The organism is Methylococcus sp. EFPC2 (assembly GCF_016925495.1).
Classification (GTDB): domain Bacteria; phylum Pseudomonadota; class Gammaproteobacteria; order Methylococcales; family Methylococcaceae; genus EFPC2.
Genome location: NZ_CP070491.1, coordinates 311,116 through 335,302, shown reverse-complemented (window position 1 = coordinate 335,302; position 24,187 = coordinate 311,116). Strand labels below are relative to the sequence as shown.

Genomic DNA, 24,187 nt, shown 5'->3' with positions numbered 1-24,187 from the left:
CCGCCTCATCTCAAGGCCTTTTCCCAGCGACTCACCACGGCTGCGGCCACGCTATTGCCCAGCACGTTGGTGGCGCTGCGCCCCATGTCCAGCAATTGGTCGATGCCCAAGAGCAGCAATAATCCGGCCTCGGGTATATGGAACATGCTCAGGGTAGCGGCGATGACCACCAGCGAAGCCTTGGGCACGCCCGCCACGCCCTTGCTGGTGAACAACAACACCGACAGCATCAGCAACTGGTCGCCCAGGGGCATGTCGATCCCGTAGGCCTGGGCGATGAACAGCACGGCGAAAGTCATATACATCATGCTGCCGTCCAGGTTGAAGGAATAACCCAAAGGCAGCACGAAGCCGCACACCCGTTCCTCGCAACCGAAGCGTTCCAACTGCCGCAACAGCATCGGGTAGGCCGCCTCGCTGCTGGCGGTGCCGAAGGCCAGCAGCATGGGTTCGCGGATGTGCCGCAAGAGCGAGCCGATACGCCCACCCAGAAACAAATAGCCGGCCAGCCCCAGCAAGCCCCATAACAAAAACAGCCCCAGGTAGAACTCGCCGATGAAAAGGCCGTAGGTGCCGAGCACTCCCAGGCCCTGCCTGGCGATGACGGAAGCGATGGCGGAAAACACCGCCACCGGCGCGAAAGTCATCACGAAGCTGGTGACTTTGAGCATGATGTGACCCAAGGCATCCAGGGCCTTGACCATGGGTTCGGCCAACTCGCCCAACTGGGCGCAGGCCACGCCGAAAAAGATGGAAAACACCACGATCTGCAGGATTTCGTTCTCCGCCATGGCCTCGGTGATGCTTTTCGGGAAGATGTGGGCCACAAAATTGCCCAGCGTAGGCTGGGCCTTGATCAGTCCCGTGTCGGCGCCGACCGGCGGGATGCTCAGGTGCATGGCCTCACCGGGCGCCAGCAGGTTCACCAGCAACATCCCCAGCAGCAGGCTGAGCACGGAAGCCGAGAAAAACCACAAAATCGCCTTGCCACCGATGCGGCCCACCGCCCGGCCATCGCCCATTTTCGCCATACCCACCACGAGGGTGGCGAACACCAGCGGGGCGATGATCATCTTGATGAGCCGCATGAAGATATCGGTCAGCACGCCCAAGGCTCCGACGACACCGGCCAAGATCGGATTTCCGGCCGCCTCGGCCCCGCCGAAACTCAGGTTGAGGGCTTCCCCGACACCTATGCCTGCGACCAGGGCCAGTAGCACGTAGAGCGTTTCGCGGTTGGGTTTGTGGGTGTGGCTCGCGCTATGGGTGGGCATGAGAGAAGCATCCATGTAAGAGTGGAGGACGAACCGCTAAGGGAAACACTGGTTGCCGCGTTTTCCCTTAAAACAGTTGGACTTCGTGCGGTAATTTCGGGCGGACCGGCGCGCCGCGATATTTTGGAGCGCCTGATTATTCCTGCGCGGCCGCGCGCCGGCAAGCCGGGCTCGTCCCCGCCTCCGTGGTGCCGTACGCATCGATGCGTCCTCGTGCGCCCTGGCCATACTCGTCGTATCATCGCGGAACAAGACGCTTGTACGGCATCATCGCCCCATGCCTCCCCGACCGGGACGGCTTGCCACATCCCTACGACCCACTCACCCGGAAGACCATGCAATCCAACGACCTGCTCGGCATGCTGGCGGGAACGCTGACCACCGTGTCGTTCGTTCCCCAAGTCATCAAGACCTGGAAATCCCGTTCGGCCAAAGATATCTCCTATGGCATGTTTACGCTCTTCAGCCTGGGCGTGCTGCTCTGGCTCGCTTATGGCCTGACGATACAGTCGACGCCTATCGTCGTCTCGAACCTGGTCACGCTCATCCTGGCCCTCGGCATCATCCTGATGAAGGCCTGGTTCAAATGAGCGCCTTCCTTCGTCGGCGGTCCCTGACGACGTGCCCCGCCACGCGATAAACCCGCGGGCGTTGAACAGCGCTTTCCCCGTCCGGCAACACGCATCCATGCCTCTCCCCCTGCATCACACACCGGATCACACCATGGACGAGCACTTGTCACCCGAAATCTCCGCGGCCTTGTTCAACGGCGTAGAAACGCTGCGGCCGCTGGCCGGCCGCGACGAATTCGATCCGGCGGTTCCGGCGGCCTTGGTGCGGGCGGGCCTGCACCTGACGCCCGTTCCCCGCTCGGCCGGAGGCTTGGGCGCCGGCTTGCGGGCGGCGGTTTCCGTACTCGCCGCACTCGGTGCCGAGGACGGCTCCGCCGCCTTGGGCCTGGCCATGCACTTCCATACCCTGGGCTCGGCCGTGCAGTCCGGCCTGTGGCCGGAACTTCTCCTGCATACGCTGCTGAGCGAGGTGGTCGATAGCGGTGCGCTGATCAATCTTGCCGCCACGGAAGCCAGGGGAGGCAGCCCGGCGCGCGGTGCATTGCCGGACATGACGGCGATAAGAACCGAAAACGGCTGGACGTTGAACGGCGAAAAACACTGGACGACCTGGCTGCCAGCCCTGCGCTATGCCGTGGTCACGGCCCGCTTGCTCGATACCGGGACGGCATCGCAGGCGACCGAGTCCGAGATAGCCACCTACTTGCTGGACCTGCGGGCACCGGGGGTCGAACGAATACCGGCATTCGACGCGCTGGGCATGAGGGCTTCGGCGTCCGGCACTCTCAGGCTCAAGAACGTCCCCGTTCCGCCGGATCGGCTCATCGCCTCGCGCAAGAACGGCACGCCGGCCGCCGATCGCCCCTGCGCGCTGGCCTGGTTCGGACTCTGCATCGCCGCGGTTTATCTGGGGGTGGGCGAAGGCGCGCGCCAGACGGTGACGCGCTGGGCCCTGGCGAGAAAACCCGGAGACGGTTCCACTCCGGTCGCCGATCTGCCGTTGATCCGCGCCCGCCTGGGACGCCTGGATGTCGAACTGCGCACCGCCCGCATCGTGCTTCAGGACGTCGCCGCGCGCTGGGACGGGGCCGCGCCACCGGAACGCGAGAACCTGCTGGCCGACGTTGCCCTCGCCAAACTCAAGGCCACTCAGGCCGCGGCTTATGCCACCGACGAAGCCTTGCGCATCGCGGGCGGTCCCGGTTTCTTGTGCGGCAACATCGAACGGGCATTCCGCGACGCCCGCGCCGGACTCATCCATCCGCCGCTGGAAGACCTTGTCTACCAGGATCGTGCCCGCTTGCTGCTGGCGCGGGCGTCGCCCGGCAATACCGGCCGGCCGCCGCCAGGAAGCGGGTGAATTCGCCGGCAGGAATCGGACGGCTGCAGAGATAGCCCTGATAGGCGTGGCAGCCGCGGTGCGCCAGGAAATCGAGCTGCTCCTGGGTTTCCACGCCTTCCGCCAGGACCTTCATGTTGAGGCTGCGCCCCATGGCGATGATGGTGGCGGCGATTTCCATGTCGTTCTTGTCCGCGGGTATGTCGCGCACGAATCCCCGGTCGATCTTGAGCTCGTCTATGGGGAAACGCTTCAGGTAAGCGAGAGAGGAATAACCGGTACCGAAATCGTCGATGGACAAGCTAACGCCCAGCGCCTTGAAACCATGCAGCAGTTCGATGGCCGATTCTCCCTGCTCCATGATCATGCTTTCGGTCAATTCGAGCTTGAGCCAGGCGGGCGGAAGACCGGTCTTCGCGAGCACCTCGGCGATGTTGTCCACCAGCCCTTGTCCACTGAGTTGCCTGACGGACAGATTGACCGACAGGGTGAGCGGAGACAGACCGGCGGCTCGCCAGGCCTGAGCCTGGGTACAGGCCGACAACAGCACCCATTCGCCCAGCGCCGCGATCAAGCCCGTTTCTTCTGCTACCGGAATGAAGCGGAGAGGCGAGATCAGGCCCTCCACGGGGTCTTGCCAGCGCACCAGGGCCTCGCAACCGATCAAGGCACCGGTCGAAATGTCGATCTGGGGCTGGTAGTGCAGGACGAATTCGCCATTGGCCAGGGCGCGCCTCAGCCTGACTTCCAGATTGAGTTTGTCGTTCGCCGCCTCGCTCAGGGCGGGAGTGTAAAAACGGTAAGTGTTCCGGCCCTGTTCCTTGGCCTGGTACATGGCGACGTCGGCATGCTGGATCAACTCCGTGACGCCGCGGCCGTCGCTCGGATACAGGCTGATGCCTATGCTGGCGCCCACATAGACTTCGCTCGCGTGCGGCAAGGCGAAAGGCTGCTCCAGGAGCTGGATGATGCCGAGGGCCGCGTTTGCCGCCTCTTCGGCCTGCTCGACTTTCTCCAGCACCAGCAGGAACTCGTCGCCGCCCCAGCGTCCCAGGGTGGTGTCCAGGCTCGGCACTTTTTCGCGCATGCGCTGGGCCAAAATGGTCAGGAGTTGATCGCCCGCGGGATGGCCGAGGCTGTCGTTGACGTTCTTGAATCGGTCCAGGTCGATGAACAGCACCGCGACCCGATGGCCGAGCCGCTCCGCCTGCTCCAGCGCATATTGCAGCCTGGACTGCACCAGCGGGCGATTGGGCAGATCCGTCAGCGGATCGAAATGGGCCAGGTGTTCCAACTGCTCCTGGGAACGCTTGAGCTGGCTGATATCGGTCATGGCGCCCACGTAATGGCTAGGCGCTCCCTTGTCGTCGTAAACGGTGCTGACGGTGAGCAACTGCGGGAAAAGCTCCCCGTTTTTCCGGCGGTTCCAGACTTCTCCCTGCCAATGGCCGGTCGACTGGATAGCGGACCACATGGCCTGGTAAAACGCCGAGTCGTGGCGGCCCGACTTGAACAAACGGGGATTTCGTCCGACTACTTCGGATTCGGCGAAACCCGTGATCTCCAAATAGGCGCCGTTCACCGCCAATATGCTGGGCGTCAGATCGGTGACGATCACGCCCTCGCGCGTGCTGGCGAAAACCGCCGCCGCCTGCCTCAAGGCGGTATCCGAGTTCGCGCGCCGCACCGCCAGGCTGGTGAGGCGGGCAAACTCGTCGACCAGATCCAGATCTGCCTGAGTCGGCGAGCGGACATCCGAGTAATAGATGCCGAAGGTGCCGAGCACCCGGCCGCCTTCGTCCTTGAAGGGAATCGACCAGTTCGCGCGCAGCCCGGCCCGTTCGGCGAGCGGCGCGAAGGCCGCCCAGCAAGGATGGATGCGTATGTCCTCGACGATGACCGGCTCGCCCAAAGCCGCCGCCAGGCCGCAAGAGCCCACGTTGGCACCCGGATTGAAGCCGCTCACGGCCTCCCGGTAAAAATCCGGCAGGCTGGGACCGGCCGCCCGATTGAGCAGTCCGGTCAATGGATCCATCAGGAGTATGGACACGCGCATGTCCGGACGGATATTTTCCAGACCCACGGCGACTTCCTTAAGTATCTCGGGCAAGGGAGCGTTGGCGACCAGCCGGTCCAATACCGCCATGCGGATAAGCTGCACCTGCTCCGCCTGCTTGGTCGCGGTCACGTCGCGCCAGACGCCGATGGCCTCCGCGGTGTGATTTCCCCCCGTCTGCGGCAACAGTAATTCGTCGTCCAGCCAGTGCACGGCGCCGGCGCTGTCCAGAAAACGATACGTTTGTTTCAGATGTCCCGTCGCGGACAGGGCGGCCAGATGGGAATGGACGGCGTCCCTGTCGTCGGGATGCAGGTTCCGAGACCACCACCCCGGGCACAAGGCCTGTTCCGTCGTATAGCCGAGGATGGCGGCGACGTTCTCGCTGACCCAGGAAACGACCGCTTGCCCGCCCTCCAGCCTCAGGGTGTACAGGATGACCGGGCTGGCCGCGAGCAGGCGGTTGAGCCGCGAGGTGGTTTCTTCCAGTTGCGCGCGCTCCCTGACCAACTCGCCTTCCCTGTGCACCTTTTCCAAGGTGGAGGGCAACTCGTGCAGGTACTCGTCGTGTTTGGAAATGTAATCGTCGACGCCCAGATGCATCGCCTGGGCCGCGATGGTTTCGCTGCCCTGGCCGGTCACCATCACGATGGGGATCGTCAATCCGCGTACGACCCGCAGCATTTTGACGGTTTCCAGGGCGTCCAGGCCGGGTAGCCGGTAATCCAGCAGGACCACGTCGAAATCGGCGCGAAGGTCCGGCGAGAGCGGCAAGCGATCCAACACGTCCGCCGCCGCCCGGACCACCGTCAAGCGTATGTGCGGAGCGCGCCGGGCCAGATGTCTGCGGGTCAGGTCCGCATCCATGGCGTTGGGCTCCGCATAAAGCACGCGGATGGGCCGGCTCTTGCGCGCGGCCGCCTCGCGGTTGCGCAACAAGGCATTGCGGAGGGTCGCCGGCAAGGCATGCAGATTGTCGACCGACTTGGTCACATAGTCGTCGGCTCCCGCTTGCAGCGAGGCGACGGCCGCACGCTGGTCGCCGGATCCGGTCAGCATCACGGTGGCGATCGGGATCTGGCGCTCGCGTATCTCGGCCAACAATTCAAGGCCGTTGCCGTCCGGGAGCGTGAGATCGATCAGGGCGAGATCGTAGCCTTGATCGAGCGCGGCCTTGGCCGCCGCGTAGCTGGAGACGTTGGTCAATTCAATATCGGGTGCCCGGCGGGCGATGATGCGGCGGGCAAGATCGGCATCGACGGGATTGTCTTCTACGTGAAGTACGCGCATGAGGCCTACCTTGGCGTCCGGTTCAAGAGGCACCAATAGAGTTCTATCTGGCGGGCCACATCGAGGAACTTATCGAAATTCACCGGCTTGACGATGTAAGAGTTGGCACGGTGACGGTAGGCCGTTTCGATGTCCTTATCCTCGCTCGACGAAGTCAGCACCACCACCGGCATATCCTGGCTGACGGGATGGGCGCGCAGGCGCTGCAATACTTCCAGACCGTCTATCTTGGGCAGTTTCAAGTCCAGAAGGATCACCAAGGGCCTGGGCTCGCCCTCCTCCCAGCGCGGTATCCAGGCGAGCGCTTCCGCGCCGTCGCGGGCGACCTCGATGGGATTGGCCAGTTTGTTGCGCATGAATGCCCTCAGCGTCAGATCCAGATCCACCGGATTGTCTTCCACCAACAGGATGGGGCGGTTCAAGCATTCCGTCGTCATTGCGGCAGCTCCAGAAAAAATGCGGCACCCCGGCCGGGCGCGCTGTCGGCCCACACTTGCCCTCCCATGCGCTGCACGGCCTTGCGGACGATGGCCAGGCCTATGCCGGTACCGGCGTAGTCTTCGGCGCGCTGTAGTCGCTGGAACATCTCGAAGATGCGGTCATGGAATTGCATGTCAAAGCCTATGCCGTTGTCTTGCACCGAAAGTGTAAGCTTGCCGTTGGCGATCCGCCCGCGTATCGCGACCGTCGGGGACTGGCTGTCGCGGGTGAATTTCAGGGCGTTGTCCAGCAGGTTCCGCAACACCATCGCCAGACCGTCGGGATCGGCGTGGGCACTGAGTTCGCCCAGGTCGACGTCCATCCGCACGCCGCGCGCCGCTATCTCCTCTTGCCGCTCCGCCAGCAGGCCGCCGACCAGCCGGTTCAGATCGACCGCCGCGTCGCCCATGGCCCGCCGCTCCATGCGGGAATAAGCCAGCAGATCGTCGATCAGCTCGCTCATCTGCGCCGCCCCTCGCCGGACGTAGCCCAAGAATAGCCGGCCCTCCTCGTCGAGTTGATCGAGGTGGTCTTCCAGCAGCAGCCGGCTGTATCCGTCGATGCCCCTGAGCGGCGCTTTGAGATCGTGGGAAACCGAATAGGTAAAGGATTCCAGCTCCTTGTTGAGCGCGGCGAGACTGGCCGTACGTTCCTCGACCCGCTGCTCCAACTCGGCATTCAGCCGCAGTATCGCCGCCTCGGCCTGCTTGCGCTCGGTGATATCGTTCACGACCGCGATACGGGCGGTGCGTCCGTCGAAGATCAGATCGTGGGAGCGCGCTTCGACGGGAATGACGGTCCCGTCCTTCTTCAGGTGGCGCCATTCGCCGACGTAATTCAGGCCCGACAGGTGGCTGGCGAGTTCGGCGATGCTGCGTTTTTCGTCCTCGGGATAAAGGTCGGGCAGGCGCATGGACAAAAACTCATCCCGGTCATAGCCGTAGCTTCGAAAGAAGGCTTCGTTGGCGGCCAACAGATTCAGGCTGCCGCGTTCGTAGATCAATATGGGCGCCGGATTGCTTTCGAAGAGCCGGCGATAGCGCAACTCGCTGTCCTCCAAGGCTTTACGGTATTCGTGCTGCTGCGTGACGTCGCGGGCGATGCCGAGCACGCCCACCAGTTCGCCATCCTCGGTCAGCATGGGTGTTTTGATGGTCGAGAACAAGCCGCGGTAGCCATCGGCAGTGAATGTCAGCCACTCTTCGTTCTGACTGGGTTTTCCCCGCCTCATGGCGGCCATGTCGTGACGGCGGAAGGAGTCGGCGAGTTGCCGATCGACGAAATCGTAATCGGTTTTTCCGACGATGTCGGCCTCCCTGGCGCCAAAAAGACGTTCGAAAACCGGGTTGCAGAACAGATAAACCCCGGCGGGATCCTTGAGCCAGACGAGATCGGGAATGGTGCCGACCAGGGTGTGCAGGCGCGTGCGCTCGTCGGCGAGTTGCCGGTAAGGCCTGGACACGCCTGAGACGAACAGCGCGCGGTAAATCATGAAATAGGCGACCGCCTTGTAGACGTGTCCCAGCAGATTGAATACGTCGGTGACATCCGCGTACAAAGTGAAGAACATTTCCGCCAGACCCTGCACCCAGGCGGCCGCGGCCAGCCATTCCAACTCCGATCCGCGTGACGCGCGGTGCTTGAGGAACAGCAACACGGATGCGCCGAGGTACATGCCGGTGACGCCATACTCCGCGCCGATTTTGAAAGGCGTCAGCCCCTGTCCCGGAATGAAGGTGCGCGGCAACCAGGCGCCATGGAACAAACCTACCCAGACGACCCCGAATGCGAGGGCGAGGGCCGAAGCGAGCGCGCAATAACTCGCGGCGGCAGACCAGTAACGCGGACGTGACAGCGCCACGGCCAGGAGGATGAACGCGGACGTATAACGTGCGGCCAGCCAGAAATTGATCGCCTTCTCCGGACCGCTGGCCGTCACGAAGTCCGGCATACCGGCATAGGACAGGGTGTGCGCCATATCGATGAGACTCACGGCAAGAAACCCGGTGCCGAGCAGGATCGAGTGGCTGTTCCGATCTTGTTGCCGCAGGTTCCAGGCCAAACCGAACACCATGGCCGAGATCGCCATGGAGACGAATTCCAGCGCGGTGTGCAGCGGAAGATAGTCGGCCGGCGTGGTGAACAATCTTTCCGACGGCAGCCCGTAACCGAAGATCAGCAGCAGACTGAGCCCACCCACCCAGATCCGGGGATAAGGCGGACTGATATTGGATGCGCTCACGACGATATCGACATCCTCCAATCGATACGCCGGCTTAAGCCAAGTCAAGAGTCTGTTCCGATTCATGCTGTATCCATAGTCCATGATTCCGTGTCGTTGCCCGGGCGATCGAGCGGAGCTCCACCGTCACTTGCCGTGCGGCAGCCGAAGCGGTCCGTGCGTCTGCGACAAGAAGGCTTGCGCCGGGACTTCGTCGTGAAGGTGCCGCGGCCGGCCTCCAGAGTTTAGGAGAAACCGGTTTGCCCGATGCCGACCGGGAGCCGGAACGGTCTCGCCGGACTAATCGGCGGTGACAGCGGGTGCCGGACGGCTGAGCCGCCAGTTCAGCCAGCCGAGCGCGAAGGTCAGCAGCCCCCACAGGCTTTCGAGCGGTTGCCGCCAGACCGTGGCCGCCACCATCCAAACCACGCCGGCCAGGAACACCGCCGGCACCAGCGGCCAGCCGGTGACGGAAAACGAGGGGCCATGCCGCCATTTCGTACACATGAGGCCGATCACCGCGGCCGCCGTGGACAGGCCGAGGGTGAAACCGATATAGGTCAGCAGGCTGCGAAAAGCCGTGCTCCACAACAAGGCGAGAGCCAAAGCGCATTGCAGGGCGATGGACGCGCGGGGCGCTGCGATGCCGCCCTGGAACAGGCGGGGCAGATAGCCGTCCTGGGCCATGCGGGCGTAGACCCTGGGGCCGGCCATCATCAAGGCCGAAGCGGAAGTCGCCAAGGCCAGCGCCACCAGCGCGGCGACGGCATCGGCGCCCGCCTGCCCGCCCAGTGCCAACGCGGCGATACGCGCCACTTCCGTCTTGCCGGCCAATTCCGCCGCAGGGGCCGCGAACAGGAAAGCCGTATTCAGAGCCAAATACAGGGCGGCGACCAGGACCGTACCGGTCAGCAAGGCACGCGGCAGCACCCGCTCCGGCTCGACCACTTCGGCGGCGATATAGACCGCCGCATTCCAGCCGGCATAGCTGAACGACACCCATACCAGGGCCAAAGGGAATGCGCCCGGCTCTCTGTCGCCGCTCAGCGAAACCCGCCAGTCGGCGTGCGGAAGGTGCGGCGCGGCGTAGGCGACGAATGCCAGCATCAGCAGGACGTTCAGCGTCACCGCAAAATTCTGCAGCCATACGCCGCCGCCCGGGCGGATCGCATGGATAGCGGCGCAGGCGCACAGCAAGACCGTGCCCGGCCACAAGGGCGAACAGCCGGGCAGCCAGGCCTTGACGTATTCGCCGAACCCGAATGCCGCCGCGGCCAATGGCGCGGAGAATCCGACCAGCAGCGACACCCATCCGGCCATGTTGCCCGCCGCCGGATGCAGCATGCGCGAAAGGAAAAGATATTCCCCGCCCGACTCCGGCATGCGCTTGACCAGATCACCGTAACTCAAGGCGCCGCAAACGGCCAGCACCCCGCCCAACAGCCAGGCCGCCAGCACCGCCCAGGGCGACTTCAGATCCTGCAGCAACAAACCGCTGGTGGTGAACACCCCAGTGCCCACCATGCTGGCGACCACCAGCGCCGTGGCGGTGTACAAGCCCAGCGTGCGGGACGGAGCCGCCGCGCTCGACGTCACGGGGTCGTATTCCGGATTTCTCCGGTCATCGGCACGAAACGCACCGGCAATATGGCCTCCTGCTCCAGTTGCGCGCCGTGTTTCCTCAAGAGATAAAGCGTCTGCACCAGGCTCCCGCCCACAGGGATAACCATGCGGCCTCCGTCCTTCAACTGGTCCACTAGGGGTTGAGGCACCCGATCCGGCGCACAGGTCACGATGACCGCATCGAAAGGCGCGGCTTCCCGCCAGCCCCGATAACCGTCGCCATGGCGAACCTTGACGTTGCGGTAGCCCAGCCGGGCCAGGTCGATCTGGGCGCGCTCGGCCAGTTCCTCGACGATCTCCATGCTATAAACCTCGGACACCAGGCCGGACAGGATCGCCGCTTGATAACCGGATCCGGTGCCGATCTCCAGCACCTTGTCGGTCGGTTTGGGATCCAGCTTTTCGGTCATGAAGGCGACCACATACGGTTGCGATATGGTCTGGCCATAACCGATGGGCAAGGGGCCGTCGGCATAGGCGACCTCGCGGAGCTCCTCCGGGACGAACTCGTGCCGCGGCACCGAGGCCATCGCCTTCAACACGCCGGGATGCTTGATCGCATCGCGGGTTCCGTCCAGCTGCTGTTTGACCATGCGGGCACGCGCCGCGGCATAGTCGGGATTTTCGTTTTCCAAACCTATGCCCTCCGAACACACCAGCAACAACAGGCAGCCGACCAGACCGAAGCCGAGGCGCTTTCGATGCCGCGCAGAACCTGTGTTTTGGCCAAGTGCGAAGCCGACGAACGACGAATAACGATACTTCATCATGGACCTCCGAACGGACGCCGCGGATTCAAACCCGGTCGGATGCCATGATAAACGGCCGGCACCAGCGCCGCATGTTTTCCACGTGCGAACCCTCCCAATAGACCTTGGCGCAGTCCGAACAGCGGTAAAAGTGCTCGTAATAAAGCCGGGTCTTCGGCTCCAGCCGGTCGAGGACCTCGGCCTTTTCGACCGGAGCCAGCAGCCCATTGCACGCCAGGCAACGAAAAAACGGGCGGATCTGGCCGTATAAATCGAAACGCCGGAGCACTTCGCCAGTTTGTTCGTCGGCATGCACCGAGCGCACCCAATAGCCATGGCTTATCCGCTTGGCGAAGAGCAGGCGGCGGTCGCGCGTCAGAACGATGCGCTTCTCCCGCACGGCGATGTCGACGATTTCCGCATCGTGGTAGCGGTTGTTGTACAAGGCGTCGAAGCCCAGCAGACGCAGACGACGCGCCAGCTTGCCCAGATTCACGTCGAGCACGAAGGCGGTGCGGCGCAGCGGGTGTTCGCGCAACCTGACCAGCGGCGTGATGTCGAAACTCTCGAAGACCGGATAGACCGCCACCCGATCGCCTGCTTGCAGCCGGTAATCGAAACCGACCGATTCGCCGTTCACGACGATGAGATCGACCTCGGTGTGGGGCACACCCAGCGCTTCTATCGGATCCTTGATGCCAGGATGGCCGTCGAAGCGGTAGTCCACCGTCTTCTTGCGGCGGTCCGGCGGCAGGAAGTCGTTCAGTTCCTCGTAGAAACGGAACTCCGCGGCGTGTTCACGGGACCTGGTCGAAAAACTATCCACAACAGCCGCCGGATTTTCCGTGCTCCTGCACCGGCGGGCAGGGCACCGAACCGTAGGAACAGAACACACAGCAATCGCCCGGCAGCGGTCGGAGCAGAGTCTTGCAGTTCGTGCATTCGTAATAGAACTGGCAGGCATCGGTCGGCATGGTTTCCGGCTGAGCGTAACCGCAGACCGGGCAGGTGATCGTCGACTCAAGGATGACGGCATTCATACTGTTTACATAGCTGTCGGCGTAGGCTGGAATGACCGTAGGGAATTCCAGCGGTTTGCGGCTATCGCTGGAATTCGCTGCCGCTCATTCCAGCCTACAGGAAGAGGGCGCCTCATGGTTACCCTTGCATTGATGACTCGCTGACAGACTGGGTTCCGGGCCCGGCGCGCGTCACGCCAGGTAAATCCGCTCCAGCGAACCCCGGCTGACGTTGCCGCACGTATCTTCCGCCTCGATGTAATAACGCACGTCGCCCGCGCCGGCCGGCAGTTCGGCGGTCAGATAATCGGCCGTGAGCGCAGCGCCGGTCTGGCTGGGATAGGGACCGTGGTTGCGCAGGGCGATGCGGGTTTCGTGACGGCCCTCGCGCAGCACCAGGTCGACGCGCTTGAGTCCGGACACATCGGCTACGAAGGTATGCACGGTGCCAACATTGGGTGCGTCGAGCAAACAGCCCTGGCCCCAACGCTTGCCGCCCGGATTTTCCGGCGTCACCCAGGGCGGGAAGATGGTCGGGCCGCTGCGGTCGTGGCCGGCCCCGCGCAGGCCGTCGAGCACCGGCTTGAGCAGGCCAAAGCCGGCGTTCGCCGCGTTGGTCACCTGTTGATCCCAGATATGCTGGCCGGTCCAATACCAGTAGCAGCTGGTTTCGGCGGTGAGCATCAGACGCACGGCTTCGGCCAGAAAGGGATGATCTGGCTCGCAGTCCTCCAGGGTGTGCACGGCATTCTGGAAAGCGGTCAGCACCGCCCAGGAATTGAGGTCCGGCGAATAGGGCTGGTCGTAGCGGCTGAACCACTTCATGAACTGCGGATCGCCGTTGTCGGCGCCGCTCCAGGAGCCCGGCTCGATGTGCACCACGCGCGCCGGATCGGGCGGGAAGCGCTGCAGATAATCCTCCACCGTGCTCAGCTCGAAGCGACCATCCTGCTTCAGCCATTCGACCAGCGCGCCGGTGTTGTGATGGTAATAACTGTCCGCCCCGCCGCCGTGGTTGTCGCCGTCGGAATGCAGGATGAAGAAAGGCGGATGGGCGGGATCGTAGCTGCCGGTCTCGACGATGCGGTCGTAGACCTGGCCCAGCACCGCCGGGTATTGCAGCGCGCCGTAACCGCCGCGCGCGTCTTCGTTGCCGATGTAGCGTTCGGCCGGCACGGCGACGATCTTGTGTACCTTGCCGTCCGGGTCTTCGTAGCCCACGTATTCGGGCCGCAGCAAGCTTGGCGAAATCTTCGATCCGGCCCAGATATTCTGCAATTGCAGCCAGTCGTCGACCGCCGGATTGGTCTGCTCGGCCGCGTTGGGCGGCAGCATGCCTTCGTTGATCCCGGCATAAGGGTAATCGCGGCAGGCGCGGTAACGGTGGATGGAGTCGTACATCACCGCCGACACGCCGGCTTCGACCAGCGCCGGGATCATGCGGACATGAAACGCCGTTTCCGGCGGAAACAGCACGCGCGAGGCCTCGGCGCCGAACGTGCCGCGTATGACTTCCCGGTGCCAGATGATTTGCCGAACGATGTCCCGCCCCGGTATCAAGGGCATCAGCGGATGAAAGAATCCGAATCCGCTGAACGCAATGCGTGGATGGCCCAGCGCCGTCCTGGCGCCGGCCAGTCCGCGCAGCGGGCCGTTCCAGCCGGCATAGCGCCCGCCGCACAAGCCTTCCACGGCACAGCGTTCGAGCTGCTCGATCAGCGAACCGCTCCAGCTGGTCGAAAGCCCCGCGTGCGGCAACCCCCCATCTATGTATTGCCGCACCGCAGCCGGCACGAAATCGGTGTAATTGCCCACCCGCGAGCCGAAGATGCCGTCCTTCTCGCCGTCCCAGTAATTGCGGTCGGTGGTGTTGTAATAGGGCTGGTGCATGTGTTTGTGGATGCCGAAGTAGACCTTCACCTCGGCGCCCCCGCTCACCGCCACGCGAATTTCCGCCGCCGGCTTGGCCGGCACGAGGAGCCGCAATTCGCGAAACTCCTTGACCCAGTCGTCACCCGAAGCGCGGCCCAGATCGGCCAGCTTGCAGCCTTCGACCTGCACGCTGACCCGCCCGCCCTCCAACACCCCCGCCGGCACCGACACGACATAGAGCCATGCCCCGTTGGCCTGCTCCTCAGCCCGTATCGCCGGGCCGTTGAACAGCTTCTGCTGGCCCTGGCCATGCAGAATCAACTGCGGAAAAGGAATCTCCCCGTCCGCGGTGAAGCGAAGCTCGAAAGCCGGGTTTTTGCCATCGGCTACGCAGGGGATTTCGGTAGGACTCTCGATAGAGAGAAAACGGGAAAACAATGCCATCGCATACTCCGTCGTGGGTGGGCCGTTGCGCTTGTCGGTCGGTGACGAGCTTAACAGAGCCCCACGACGCCGGTCACTCGGCCGCTCACCCTTACGCCAGGTGAGCCTCCATCCTCAACCAGAAGCCGGCATATCCGCGGTGGCACGCATCGGTGACATGCCGGTCACGGCTTACAGCAAGGCTGCGTAATCTGGCTCCATGAGAGCCATGGCCAGGATCAAAAAATGGTGAATAATTGAAAGCAGGACTTAGCACTTAAATGAATGCCTGCAATTCGGCCTTTGCTGTAATTGGTGCATCTCTTGCGCTACGGCAGCTATGTGACAAATTACAGTCGGTGGCTGTACAGAGGGTTGAAAATCCCATTGGGTCGGGTTTTATGTCCTGTCCTGTCCTGTCCGGCCCCTAGCTTCACCACTTGGATGCACTCCTCACGGCAAAAGCGGTAACCCCAGCTCCTTGAGAAAGGCGTTGTGTTTATCGAGTGCAGCTTTCCTTTGCTGCTCCAGTGACACCAGTTCGGCGTGGACAGAGGCCAAAACGACCTCCTCTTCAGCCTCCGCCGTGCTGACATAGCGCGAGATGTTCAGGTTGAAATCGTTCTTCTCGATTTCTTCCATGCCTACCCGCCGCGAGTAACGCGGCTCTTCCTTGCGGAACTGATAGGTGCCGATGATCTTGTCGATGTGCTCGGGCAGCAATTGGTTCTGCCGCTTCCCTTTCTCGAAGTGCTCGGCGGCGTTGATGAACAGCACGTCGTCCGGCTTCTTGCACTTCTTCAGCACCAGGATGCAGACCGGAATGCCGGTGGAAAAGAACAGGTTGGCCGGCAGGCCGATCACCGTGTCGATATGGCCGTCCTTGAGCAGCTTGGTGCGGATGCGCGCCTCGGCTCCACCACGGAACAGCACGCCGTGGGGCAGGATGATGGCCATCACGCCGTCCTGCTTGAGGAAGTGGAAGCCATGCAGCAGGAAGGCGAAATCGGCGGCGGACTTGGGCGCCAGCCCGTAGTTCTTGAACCGCACATCCTCACCCAGCGCCTGGTTCGGCTCCCAGCGGTAGCTGAAGGGCGGATTGGCCACCACTGCGTCGAACTTCGGCATCCTGGCCGGATTCGTCTCGCGCAGCAGGTCCCATTCGTTCAGCAGGGTGTCGCCGTGGAAGATTTCGAACTCGGAATCCTTCACCCCGTGCAGCAGCATGTTCATGCGCGCCAGGTTGTAGGTGGTGATGTTCTTTTCCTGGCCGTGAATCTTGCCAATGCCGTGCGGCCCCATGCGATGGCGCACGTTCAACAGCAGTGAGCCCGAGCCGCAAGCGAAGTCCAGCACGCTGTCCAGGTGCGGGCGTGGACCCTCCGCCGGTTCCTGGCTGTCCAAGGTAACAATTGCGGAAAGGATGCTGGAAATGGGCTGTGGCGTATAGAACTCGCCCGCCTTCTTGCCCGAGCCGGCGGCAAACTGGCCGATCAGGTATTCGTAGGCATCGCCCAGCGCATCGCTGTCGGTACTGAATTGCGTCAATCCCTTGGCGATTTCGCTGATGATTTTGCACAAGCGGGCATTGCGTTCGGTATAGCCCTTGCCGAGTTTGTCGGAGGCCAGGTTGATCTCCGAGAACAAGCCCTTGAAGGTGCTGGCGAAGGACTGGTTCTCGATGTAGTCGAAACCCTGCTGCAGTGTGTGCAGTAGTTCATCGTCCTGAGTTCGGGCCAGCTCGGTGATGTTGGTCCACAGGTATTGGGGCTCGATCACGTAATGCACCTTGCGGCGCATCTGTTTTTCAAATTCAGGGACATCCGCAGCGTTATCGAAATACCAGAACGACAGGGGGCTGAGCCGATCCTCAGGCTCCAACTCCGGATAGTCCGGTCCCAGTTCCTTCTTTGCGGCGGCTTCGTAGTTATCCGACAGATAACGCAGGAACAGAAAGGCCAGCATGTAGTCGCGGAAGTCGTCCGCGTTCATGGCACCGCGCAGTTGGTCGGCAATGGCCCAGAGGGTCTTGCCCAGCTTTTGTTTTTCGAGTTCGGTCATGGGGTTTCGTTTTCGTCACGAAGGTCTTTTTGATTTTCGAGGGCTTCGCGGTCACGCTGCAGTTCCTGCCGCAGCTCTTCCTCACTGGGCAACACCAGACGGTATTTGCTGGCGAAGAGTTGTTCGCTGCCGTTGAGTACGGAATAACGCACCACCGACTGATCCTTGCTGCCGCACAGCAGAATGCCCACCGTCGGGTTGTCGCCCTCGCCACGGCGCAGGTCGTCGTACATGCGCACATACATGTCCATCTGCCCCACGTCCTGGTGCGTGAGCGGGCCGGTTTTCAGGTCGATCAGCACAAAGCACTTCAGCAGGTAGTTGTAAAACACCAGGTCGATGTAGAAATCCTGCGTTTCGGTGCTGATGCGCTGCTGCCGGGCGACAAAGGCAAAGCCTTTGCCAAGCTCCATCAGGAATTGCTGCAGCTTGTCCATCAAGGCCGTTTCCAGCGTGGCTTCGAGCAGGCGGCCGGTACCAGGCAGCCCCAGAAATTCCAGCATCACCGGATCGCGTACAAAGGCGCGCGGCGATTGCTCCAGTGCGCCAAGATTTGCCTGCGCTTCCGCGCTCACGGCCGCCTTGTCCTGGCTCAACAACAGCCGCTCGTAATACAGGCTGCCGATCTGCCGCTCCAGCGCCCGCGTACTCCAGTTTTGGGCGACGGCCTCCTGCACATACCACTGGCGGGCCTCTGCGTTATCCACCCGCAGCAGCAGGCGGTAGTGCGTCCAGCTCAATTCGGAACGCAGTGCGTTCCAATTCGGGAACATGGCGTAAAAGGCGCGCATATTGCGCAGGTTGCGCTCCTCAAACCCCCGCCCAAACTCCGCCGACAGCAACTGCCCCAACTGCGCAAGCAGCCGCAGCGTGTCCCACGACGTGCTGTGCCTAACGGCGTTCCCTACGCCGCACGGCCGCACTTGCGGGACGGTTATTGCCTTCGGCGCCCCAGCCGTCCCCCGTCGACTCGCTCCAGCGACCTTAGAGCCGTCGCCTCCGCATCGCTCCGAGATGACTCTACGGCCTGTTCGGGATGCCTTGCAGGTCACCTACGGACGCAATAAAGCCTGCGCCCTGCGGTGCCCCGCCCGGCCCTGGGCCTTCTGGGGGGCATGGAAAACATCCCGGTCTACCCGCTGCGCGGCTGACCTTTGTTTTCCAGCGCTGCCCATAGCTTGCCCGCTGCGTGCCGCCTTGCTCGAACTCCACAATGTGCCGCCCAACGTGCCAATAGGTTTGCACCTGCACCACATCCGCCGCCCGCAACACCTGCTGGCGCGAATCGGCAATGAGCTGACGCAGGGTGCCGAGCAGAGGCGCCAACCCCTCGGCGGGATTGGCCGGCGTGGCATTCTCGATATCCACCTGTTGTTTTTGGTTCTTCTTCGTCATGACGTGACTCTCTCACCAGCCCGAACCAGCGAGGATTTCCCGGTGGTTACTTGACGGGTAACAACGATGGAATTTGCTACACGCTGTGTAGCAAATCGACTGCTGGCACAGCGTTTTCCGCTCCACGGTTTGTGACTTGAACTGTCAAGCATTCCTTGACAGTTGCCATGCAACTTAGGCAAAGGCCATTCTCTGCACACTGTATAGAGAATGGGAAGCGGCGCGATGGCCAGCATGCCGGATCGTGCGCGCCGATAATTCTGGCCATCGGCGGCAGTTGTCAACCAACAGTTGCTAACTGAAATTTCCTCTTCGTCGATGTAAAGAACGACTTCCGTCATGCGGATGTCTCCTCATGTGCCGCAGGAAACAGTTCCGGATTGAAGGGGTAGCGATTCAGGAAGTCGTGGAGAATCTTCCGGAAGTAGCCCTTGTTCTCGTCCAGCATCTGCTGGGGCTCGAACAATGAATAGTTGCCGTGGCTCAGGATGTTGATCAGGCGGGTGTGCAGGATGCCGTCCGGATCATCGTCGTCCTGCTTGATGCAGACCGAGAAATTCTTGTGGCCGTGAAAGCTCGCCGTCTTTTCCAGAATGGTGCGCAGCATGTTGAAGTGGTGGGTGAATAGCCGGTCTTCCTGGGCCGCCTGATACAACTCGGCCAGGGCGGCGACGTGGTGGAAGAACGGCGTGTCGCCCGTTTCCTCCCGCAGGACGTAGCCAGTGCTGGTCGAGTTCTTGTTGACGAAATACTTGCGGGCCTTGCCCAACTCGTTGCACAGCACATTGAAGAACAAGGTGTGGTGCGTCGAGATCACGGTCTTGAGCTTGCTGTCCGGCCGCTTGAGCAGTTGCGCAAGATGGTTGGCCACGGCAATGGCGTTGTGTTCATCCAGCGAGGAAATCGGGTCGTCGATGTAGACGTACTTCACCCACCGATAAGCCTCGGCACCGTCCAGCGCCAATTGCACGATGGCCAGGAAGAAGCACCAGACAAAGATGTTTTCCTCGCCGCGCGATACCTTGATGTTGTCGATGACCTCCCCGTCCACCGTGCGCGAGAAACGCACCGCCCATTCCTGCGTGTCGATGCGGAAATCGAAATCCGCATAGCGTTGCAGCAGCGGGCGGATGCGGTTGTCCATCTCCAGCTCGGCCAGGCCGGCGAAGAAACGCGAGGCCGCATTGAGCGTAAGCCTGCGGTCGCTGTCGCCGTCCAGGTCGTTGTCCCAGTGGAACAGGTCTTCGGTGAAGGCGTTGAAGTAGAGCGTGTCGCCTACGGTCTCGGTGATCGTCAGCGTTTGCCCCGCATGATCACCGACTGAAAGAGGGCGTTTGATCGTTTTCTTGCCCGCATCCTTGAAGGCCATCGACAGCCGCGTCTTGCCGGTGCCATTGTAGGCATAGAGCAGGACGGTCTTCTTGTTCTCCAGTTCGCCGCGCAAATGGGCGGCCAGCGCGGGCAAGTCGGTGAAGGGCTGGCCCGGCTTCATGCCTGCGCCTCGTCCAGCACCGGGAACAACTGCTGCATCAGGCCCTGCTTGTGAGTCTTGAGGGCATCGATCTTTTGGCTGTGGGTGGTGATCAGGTCGTCGAGGGACGACAGACAGTTGGCGATTCTTTGTTGTTCGGCTTCCGATGGAAAACTGACCGGGAGAGCTTTGATAATGTCTGCGTTGAGGTTCTGAACTCCACTCCCAGCGGCGTTATTGACAAAGTAACTTTGGCTGTTGGGTGTCGCGATTGAATAAAAAATGAAATCTCTGTCCGCTTTCTTGGTGATGTCCGTAATGGCGATCCAACCGTCATGAATGCACGTTTCAATCTGAAGAATGTAGGGTCGTCCGAAACTCATTGAGTTTGAGAGAATCAAGTCTCCAGGTTTGACGACTCTGGTCTTGTTAAGTGCTTCAGGTCGGACTTTCTCAGCGGTTCGAGTGACGTATTTTGCTTCTTTATCCACATCACCAATCTTGAGCCAGTTGAGTCCGTCCGCAGCCATGGTGATAAAGCCATCAATTGGGCGTGGTGAACCGCCTCGAACGACTTCGGATAAGCCGCCCAAGATAGCGTTGTTCCATTTCCCCGCATCCCGAAACTCCGGAAATCGTAGCCGAGGCACGGTTTCGCCTTCGCGGGGGAAAAGCTGCTGCATCAGGCCCTTCTTGTGGGCCTTGATGGCGTTCAGTTTTTGGGTTTCCGCCGTGATTAGGTTGTCGAGGGAAGACAGGCAGTCGGCGATCTTTTGTTGTTCGATGAAGACGGCAGGAAGCGGAATCAGGAATGACCTGATCTGCTCAAAGTTGAGCCCTTGCCGATTGCCGCCAGCTTGGAAGCTGTCGATCTGTTTCTGCCCATCGTGGGAGATTAGATACTGGTTAAGAAAATAGGGGCTCAATTCGTCAGGTTTGACACGAATAATGCAAACGTGCTGGTTGACGTTGCCTCCCTCAATTCTTGCATCAGCAACCGCACTCCTTCCAATTGACGCACCAGTGATGTTGAGGAGCACATCAGAGACGTCGATCTGCGTTGAGCTAAATGAGCTGTGAGTTTCTTCGTCAATGAAGGCGACATCGTCCAAAAGCAATTCTCCCCAGCCAATGTTTTGACTGCGAACGAAGGGACGACCTGACTGTTTGTAATTCTTCTCGCCACCTGTCGGCGTGATGCCGCTTCCGACTTTTTTGGTTTTTGAACCGAGCTTTTCACCCGTCCATCCCTCCGCATTCCGAAACTCCGGAAACCGCAGCCGTGGCACCAGCGCCGACTTTTTCTTGCTCTCTTCTCCCATCGCGCCCGTGTCCTTACTGCTCATACGCACTCAACCCCGAAATCTCGCGCCCCTGCGCCAACTTGTGCAGCAGCGGCGTGAGGTCGTCCACCAGCGCCAGTTCCGCTTGGGTGCGTGCCTTCCAGCCCAGCCCCAGCGGGGCCATGAGGTCGCTCAGGCGTTCACCGTCGAAGATGCGGCGGCGGAGCACCTCGTCCACAAAGGCTTGCAACGCGGCGGCGTCCAGCCCGTGCTTGGCGGCAATGCCGGTGAGTTCGCGCGCTTTCTTCTCGGCCTTGAAGCGCTCGTAACCGGCGCAGATTTCCTTTTCTTCCAGTTTCTCGCCCAGCGGCAGGCTGCGGATGTATTCGGCAATGTCCTCGCGTTCGTCGATGAATTTGGCGTCGGCCTGGATGAGGCCGATCAGCTGCTCGCGGTTCATCGTGGTCCTGCCGGGCTTCTGCGCCGTCATCCGGGCGATCAGGCCCATGATGTAGTCGTAATCGATGAGGCTGGAGGCGAACAGCACGAATTCGAAATCGAGCTGCTGCACCGCTGGCGGCGCCTGCTCGCCTTCTTTCGCCTGCTGCTCTTTCAGGCGCTTGGCGGTTTCCAGATAGGTGCTGCGGAAGCTCTGCAACTGGTCCTGCGGCAGGATGGCTTCCATCCGCGCCTTCTGCTCCGGTTCGAGGTCGGTGTATTGGTCGAGTTGGGTCTTGAGGCGCTGCACTTCCTTGAAGCGGTTGACGAATTCGATGCGCGCCGTGTCGCCCTTGAGGTTGTAAACCTCCTCGGGTTCGCAGACCAGGTTCTTCTTCTCCATGAAGCGTTCCATACCCGCGACGGCGGCCTCGTATTTGCGCAGCACTTCGGCGGCCGGCTCCACCAGCCAGATTTCGCGCGCGTTGGCTATCTTCTCGCCGGAGAAGAGCGCGATGGCTTCATCCACGCCCTTCTGCTGCTGGCGGAAGTCGAGCACGTTGCCGTAGGGCTTGCTGTCGTTGAGCACGCGGTTGGTGCGCGAGAAGGCCTGGATCAGGCCGTGGTGCTTGAGGTTCTTGTCCACGTACAGGGTGTTGAGGTACTTGGAGTCGAAGCCGGTGAGCAGCATGTCCACGACGATGGTGATGTCGATCTTCTGTGTGTGCGGCAGGTCGGCGTTGGGATACTGCTGATCCTTGATGCGCTTTTGCACGTCCTGGTAGTAGAGGTCGAACTCGGCGATGCGGTGGTTGGTGCCGTAGCGGGTGTTGTAGTCGGCGATGACGCGGGTCAGTGCCGCCTTCTTGCCTTCCGGGTCCTGCTGGTTGTCCGCCTTTTCCTGCGGCAGGTCTTCCTGTATCTGCTGCACGTCCTTATTGCCTTCGGCGGGTGGGGAGAAGACGCAGGCGATATTGAGCGGCGCGAAGTCCGGGTTCCGTGCCCGCATTTCATCCTGCACGGTCTGGAACAGGCCGTGGTACTCGATGGCGTCGTTGATGCTGGCGGTGGCCAGCACGGCGTTGAATTTGCGGTCGGCGGTGGCGGCGTCATGCTTGGCCAGGATGGCCTCGATCACCTTGCGCTTGGCGAGGGCCTCGCCGGGCTTGGGCTGCTGCTTGCCTTCGGGCTTGTAGTAATCGACATGGAAGCGCAGGACGTTGCGGTCTTCGATGGCGTGGGTGATGGTGTACTGGTGCAGACAGCGCTGGAACAGGTCGTCGGTAGTGCGGTAGCTGGCCTGCTGACCTTCGATCTGCTGATAGCTGGCGTTCTGCTCGAAGATGGGTGTGCCGGTAAAGCCGAACAGCTGGGCGTTGGGGAAGAACGCCTTGATGGCCTTGTGGTTATCGCCGAATTGCGAGCGGTGGCATTCGTCGAAGATGAACACCATGCGCTGCTTGCGCAGCGGCTCCAGGCGTTCCTTGTAGTTGCGCTTGTTGCCGCCGCCGTTACTGTCATCGAGCGCCAAGCCCAGCTTCTGGATGGTGGTGACGATGACCTTGTCGGCGTAGTCGTCGGAAAGCAGGCGGCGCACCAGGGTTTCGGTGTTGGTGTTTTCTTCGACGCAGTTTTCCTGGAAGCGGTTGAATTCCTCGCGCGTCTGGCGATCCAGGTCCTTGCGGTCCACCACGAACAGGCATTTGTCGATGTCCGGGTTGTCCTTGAGCAGGGTGGAGGCCTTGAACGAGGTCAGCGTTTTTCCTGAACCTGTGGTGTGCCAGATGTAGCCGTTGCCGCAGTGCTGGTGGATGCAGTCCACGATGTGCTGCACGGCATAGATCTGGTACGGCCGCATCATCAGCAGCTTTTGCTCGCTGGCCACCAGCACCATGTAGCGGCTGACCATATGGCCCAGGGTGCATTTGGCGAGGAACTTGTCGGCGAAGGCATCCAGGTGGGTGATCTTCTTGTTGTCCTCGCCGGCGAACTGGTAGACGGGCAGGAAGCGCTCGTCGGCGTTGAAGCTGAAATGGCGGGCGTTGTTATTGGCGAAGTACCAGGTATCCGCGCGGTTGCTGACGATGAAGAGCTGGATGAAACAAAGCAGGGTCTTGCCGTAACCGTTGCCGGGGTCGGTCTTGTAATCGACGATCTGCTGCATGGCCCGGCGCGGGCTGACGGCCAGGGTTTTCAGTTCGATCTGCACCACCGGCACGCCGTTGATGAGCAGCATCACGTCATAGCGGTGGTGGCTGTTGTCGGTGTTGATGCGTAGCTGGTTGACGACTTCAAAGTGGTTCTTGCACCAATCCTTGATGTTGACCAGCGTGTAGTTGAGCGGCGTGCCGTCGTCGCGCTCGAAGGCATTGATGTTGCGTAGCGTTTGGGCGGCGTTGTAGACATCCGGCGTGATCACGCCGTCGAGCAGGCGCTGGAATTCGCTGTCGGTGAGCTTGACGCGGTTAAGCGCCTCGAACTTTTCGCGGAAGTTGGCCTCCAGCGCGGCGCGGTCTCGGATGTCGGGGCGGTAGGTATATTTGAGGTCGCCCAGCTTGGCGATCAGATCCAGCTCGATCTGGCTTTCCGTGGTTGTCATTTCACTGGTCCGAGACTTGCTA

At 61.6% G+C, this 24,187-nt stretch carries 18 protein-coding genes; 2 read left to right on the top strand and 16 right to left on the bottom strand.

Features of this window, described 5'->3' with window-relative positions; all coding sequences use genetic code 11:
• Positions 1-5: 5 nt before the first annotated feature.
• On the bottom strand, positions 6-1,274 hold the full coding sequence (locus tag JWZ97_RS01475) for a dicarboxylate/amino acid:cation symporter (RefSeq protein ID WP_205432927.1): 1,269 nt from the start codon (positions 1,272-1,274) through the stop codon (positions 6-8).
• Between the two features lie 335 nt (positions 1,275-1,609).
• Between JWZ97_RS01475 and JWZ97_RS01470 the strand changes: the two genes are divergently transcribed.
• Together JWZ97_RS01470 and JWZ97_RS01465 are read left to right on the top strand one after the other, a co-directional pair.
• Positions 1,610-1,864 carry a SemiSWEET transporter gene (locus JWZ97_RS01470; protein WP_205432925.1) on the top strand — a complete coding sequence of 85 codons (255 nt, stop codon included), beginning with the start codon at positions 1,610-1,612 and terminating at the stop codon, positions 1,862-1,864.
• Between the two features lie 97 nt (positions 1,865-1,961).
• Positions 1,962-3,206: an acyl-CoA dehydrogenase family protein gene (locus JWZ97_RS01465; RefSeq protein WP_205432923.1), complete on the top strand. Its 1,245-nt coding sequence runs from the start codon at positions 1,962-1,964 to the stop codon at positions 3,204-3,206.
• Here JWZ97_RS01465 and JWZ97_RS01460 read toward each other — a convergent pair.
• From JWZ97_RS01460 to JWZ97_RS01390, 15 genes are all read right to left on the bottom strand, one after another.
• Positions 3,100-6,531, bottom strand: a complete 3,432-nt coding sequence (locus JWZ97_RS01460) for an EAL domain-containing protein (protein WP_205432921.1) — start codon at positions 6,529-6,531, stop codon at positions 3,100-3,102. The genes JWZ97_RS01465 and JWZ97_RS01460 overlap by 107 nt on opposite strands.
• 5 nt (positions 6,532-6,536) lie before the next feature.
• On the bottom strand, positions 6,537-6,968 hold the full coding sequence (locus JWZ97_RS01455) for a response regulator (protein WP_205432919.1): 432 nt from the start codon (positions 6,966-6,968) through the stop codon (positions 6,537-6,539).
• Entirely contained in the window at positions 6,965-9,319 is a 2,355-nt protein-coding gene (locus tag JWZ97_RS01450) for an MASE3 domain-containing protein (RefSeq protein WP_205432917.1), read from the bottom strand. The genes JWZ97_RS01455 and JWZ97_RS01450 overlap by 4 nt, the downstream gene beginning before the upstream one ends.
• Positions 9,320-9,532: 213 nt before the next feature.
• Positions 9,533-10,828 carry an APC family permease gene (locus tag JWZ97_RS01445; protein ID WP_205432916.1) on the bottom strand — a complete coding sequence of 432 codons (1,296 nt, stop codon included), beginning with the start codon at positions 10,826-10,828 and terminating at the stop codon, positions 9,533-9,535.
• Positions 10,825-11,625 carry a protein-L-isoaspartate(D-aspartate) O-methyltransferase gene (locus tag JWZ97_RS01440; RefSeq protein WP_240342425.1) on the bottom strand — a complete coding sequence of 267 codons (801 nt, stop codon included), beginning with the start codon at positions 11,623-11,625 and terminating at the stop codon, positions 10,825-10,827. Before JWZ97_RS01440 ends, JWZ97_RS01445 begins: the two co-directional genes overlap by 4 nt.
• Positions 11,626-11,650: 25 nt before the next feature.
• Positions 11,651-12,430 (bottom strand): Mut7-C ubiquitin/RNAse domain-containing protein, encoded by a 780-nt coding sequence (locus tag JWZ97_RS01435; protein ID WP_205432915.1) that lies wholly within the window; start codon positions 12,428-12,430, stop codon positions 11,651-11,653.
• Positions 12,423-12,644, bottom strand: coding sequence for a GDCCVxC domain-containing (seleno)protein (locus JWZ97_RS01430; protein ID WP_205432914.1), 222 nt, complete (start codon positions 12,642-12,644; stop codon positions 12,423-12,425). Before JWZ97_RS01430 ends, JWZ97_RS01435 begins: the two co-directional genes overlap by 8 nt.
• A 171-nt stretch (positions 12,645-12,815) precedes the next feature.
• Positions 12,816-14,939, bottom strand: coding sequence for a glycosyl hydrolase family 57 (locus tag JWZ97_RS01425; RefSeq protein WP_205432913.1), 2,124 nt, complete (start codon positions 14,937-14,939; stop codon positions 12,816-12,818).
• A gap of 432 nt (positions 14,940-15,371) precedes the next feature.
• Positions 15,372-16,979 carry a type I restriction-modification system subunit M gene (locus JWZ97_RS01420; RefSeq protein ID WP_205432912.1) on the bottom strand — a complete coding sequence of 536 codons (1,608 nt, stop codon included), beginning with the start codon at positions 16,977-16,979 and terminating at the stop codon, positions 15,372-15,374.
• Positions 16,976-17,902 carry a YhcG family protein gene (locus JWZ97_RS01415; protein WP_240342424.1) on the bottom strand — a complete coding sequence of 309 codons (927 nt, stop codon included), beginning with the start codon at positions 17,900-17,902 and terminating at the stop codon, positions 16,976-16,978. Before JWZ97_RS01415 ends, JWZ97_RS01420 begins: the two co-directional genes overlap by 4 nt.
• Positions 17,903-17,999: 97 nt before the next feature.
• Positions 18,000-18,374 (bottom strand): DUF1016 N-terminal domain-containing protein, encoded by a 375-nt coding sequence (locus JWZ97_RS01410; RefSeq protein WP_205432911.1) that lies wholly within the window; start codon positions 18,372-18,374, stop codon positions 18,000-18,002.
• Positions 18,371-18,715, bottom strand: coding sequence for a hypothetical protein (locus tag JWZ97_RS01405; RefSeq protein ID WP_205432910.1), 345 nt, complete (start codon positions 18,713-18,715; stop codon positions 18,371-18,373). Before JWZ97_RS01405 ends, JWZ97_RS01410 begins: the two co-directional genes overlap by 4 nt.
• Positions 18,712-19,866: an AAA family ATPase gene (locus JWZ97_RS01400; protein ID WP_205432909.1), complete on the bottom strand. Its 1,155-nt coding sequence runs from the start codon at positions 19,864-19,866 to the stop codon at positions 18,712-18,714. Before JWZ97_RS01400 ends, JWZ97_RS01405 begins: the two co-directional genes overlap by 4 nt.
• Positions 19,863-21,191: a restriction endonuclease subunit S gene (locus tag JWZ97_RS01395; protein WP_205432907.1), complete on the bottom strand. Its 1,329-nt coding sequence runs from the start codon at positions 21,189-21,191 to the stop codon at positions 19,863-19,865. Before JWZ97_RS01395 ends, JWZ97_RS01400 begins: the two co-directional genes overlap by 4 nt.
• Positions 21,181-24,165 carry a type I restriction endonuclease subunit R gene (locus JWZ97_RS01390; protein WP_205432905.1) on the bottom strand — a complete coding sequence of 995 codons (2,985 nt, stop codon included), beginning with the start codon at positions 24,163-24,165 and terminating at the stop codon, positions 21,181-21,183. The genes JWZ97_RS01395 and JWZ97_RS01390 overlap by 11 nt, the downstream gene beginning before the upstream one ends.
• Positions 24,166-24,187 lie beyond the last annotated feature (22 nt).

Bases quoted from the DNA above. Each gene is read 5' to 3' on its own strand.
- JWZ97_RS01400 (WP_205432909.1), bottom strand. From the start codon at position 19,866: ATGAAGCCGGGCCAGCCCTTCACCGACTTGCCCGCGCTGGCCGCCCAT.
- JWZ97_RS01455 (WP_205432919.1), bottom strand. From the start codon at position 6,968: ATGACGACGGAATGCTTGAACCGCCCCATCCTGTTGGTGGAAGACAAT.
- JWZ97_RS01390 (WP_205432905.1), bottom strand. From the start codon at position 24,165: ATGACAACCACGGAAAGCCAGATCGAGCTGGATCTGATCGCCAAGCTG.
- JWZ97_RS01440 (WP_240342425.1), bottom strand. From the start codon at position 11,625: ATGATGAAGTATCGTTATTCGTCGTTCGTCGGCTTCGCACTTGGCCAA.
- JWZ97_RS01410 (WP_205432911.1), bottom strand. From the start codon at position 18,374: ATGACGAAGAAGAACCAAAAACAACAGGTGGATATCGAGAATGCCACG.
- JWZ97_RS01475 (WP_205432927.1), bottom strand. From the start codon at position 1,274: ATGCCCACCCATAGCGCGAGCCACACCCACAAACCCAACCGCGAAACG.
- JWZ97_RS01395 (WP_205432907.1), bottom strand. From the start codon at position 21,191: ATGAGCAGTAAGGACACGGGCGCGATGGGAGAAGAGAGCAAGAAAAAG.
- JWZ97_RS01460 (WP_205432921.1), bottom strand. From the start codon at position 6,531: ATGCGCGTACTTCACGTAGAAGACAATCCCGTCGATGCCGATCTTGCC.
- JWZ97_RS01425 (WP_205432913.1), bottom strand. From the start codon at position 14,939: ATGGCATTGTTTTCCCGTTTTCTCTCTATCGAGAGTCCTACCGAAATC.
- JWZ97_RS01465 (WP_205432923.1), top strand. From the start codon at position 1,962: ATGCCTCTCCCCCTGCATCACACACCGGATCACACCATGGACGAGCAC.
- JWZ97_RS01450 (WP_205432917.1), bottom strand. From the start codon at position 9,319: ATGAATCGGAACAGACTCTTGACTTGGCTTAAGCCGGCGTATCGATTG.
- JWZ97_RS01470 (WP_205432925.1), top strand. From the start codon at position 1,610: ATGCAATCCAACGACCTGCTCGGCATGCTGGCGGGAACGCTGACCACC.
- JWZ97_RS01420 (WP_205432912.1), bottom strand. From the start codon at position 16,979: ATGACCGAACTCGAAAAACAAAAGCTGGGCAAGACCCTCTGGGCCATT.
- JWZ97_RS01430 (WP_205432914.1), bottom strand. From the start codon at position 12,644: ATGAATGCCGTCATCCTTGAGTCGACGATCACCTGCCCGGTCTGCGGT.
- JWZ97_RS01405 (WP_205432910.1), bottom strand. From the start codon at position 18,715: ATGACGGAAGTCGTTCTTTACATCGACGAAGAGGAAATTTCAGTTAGC.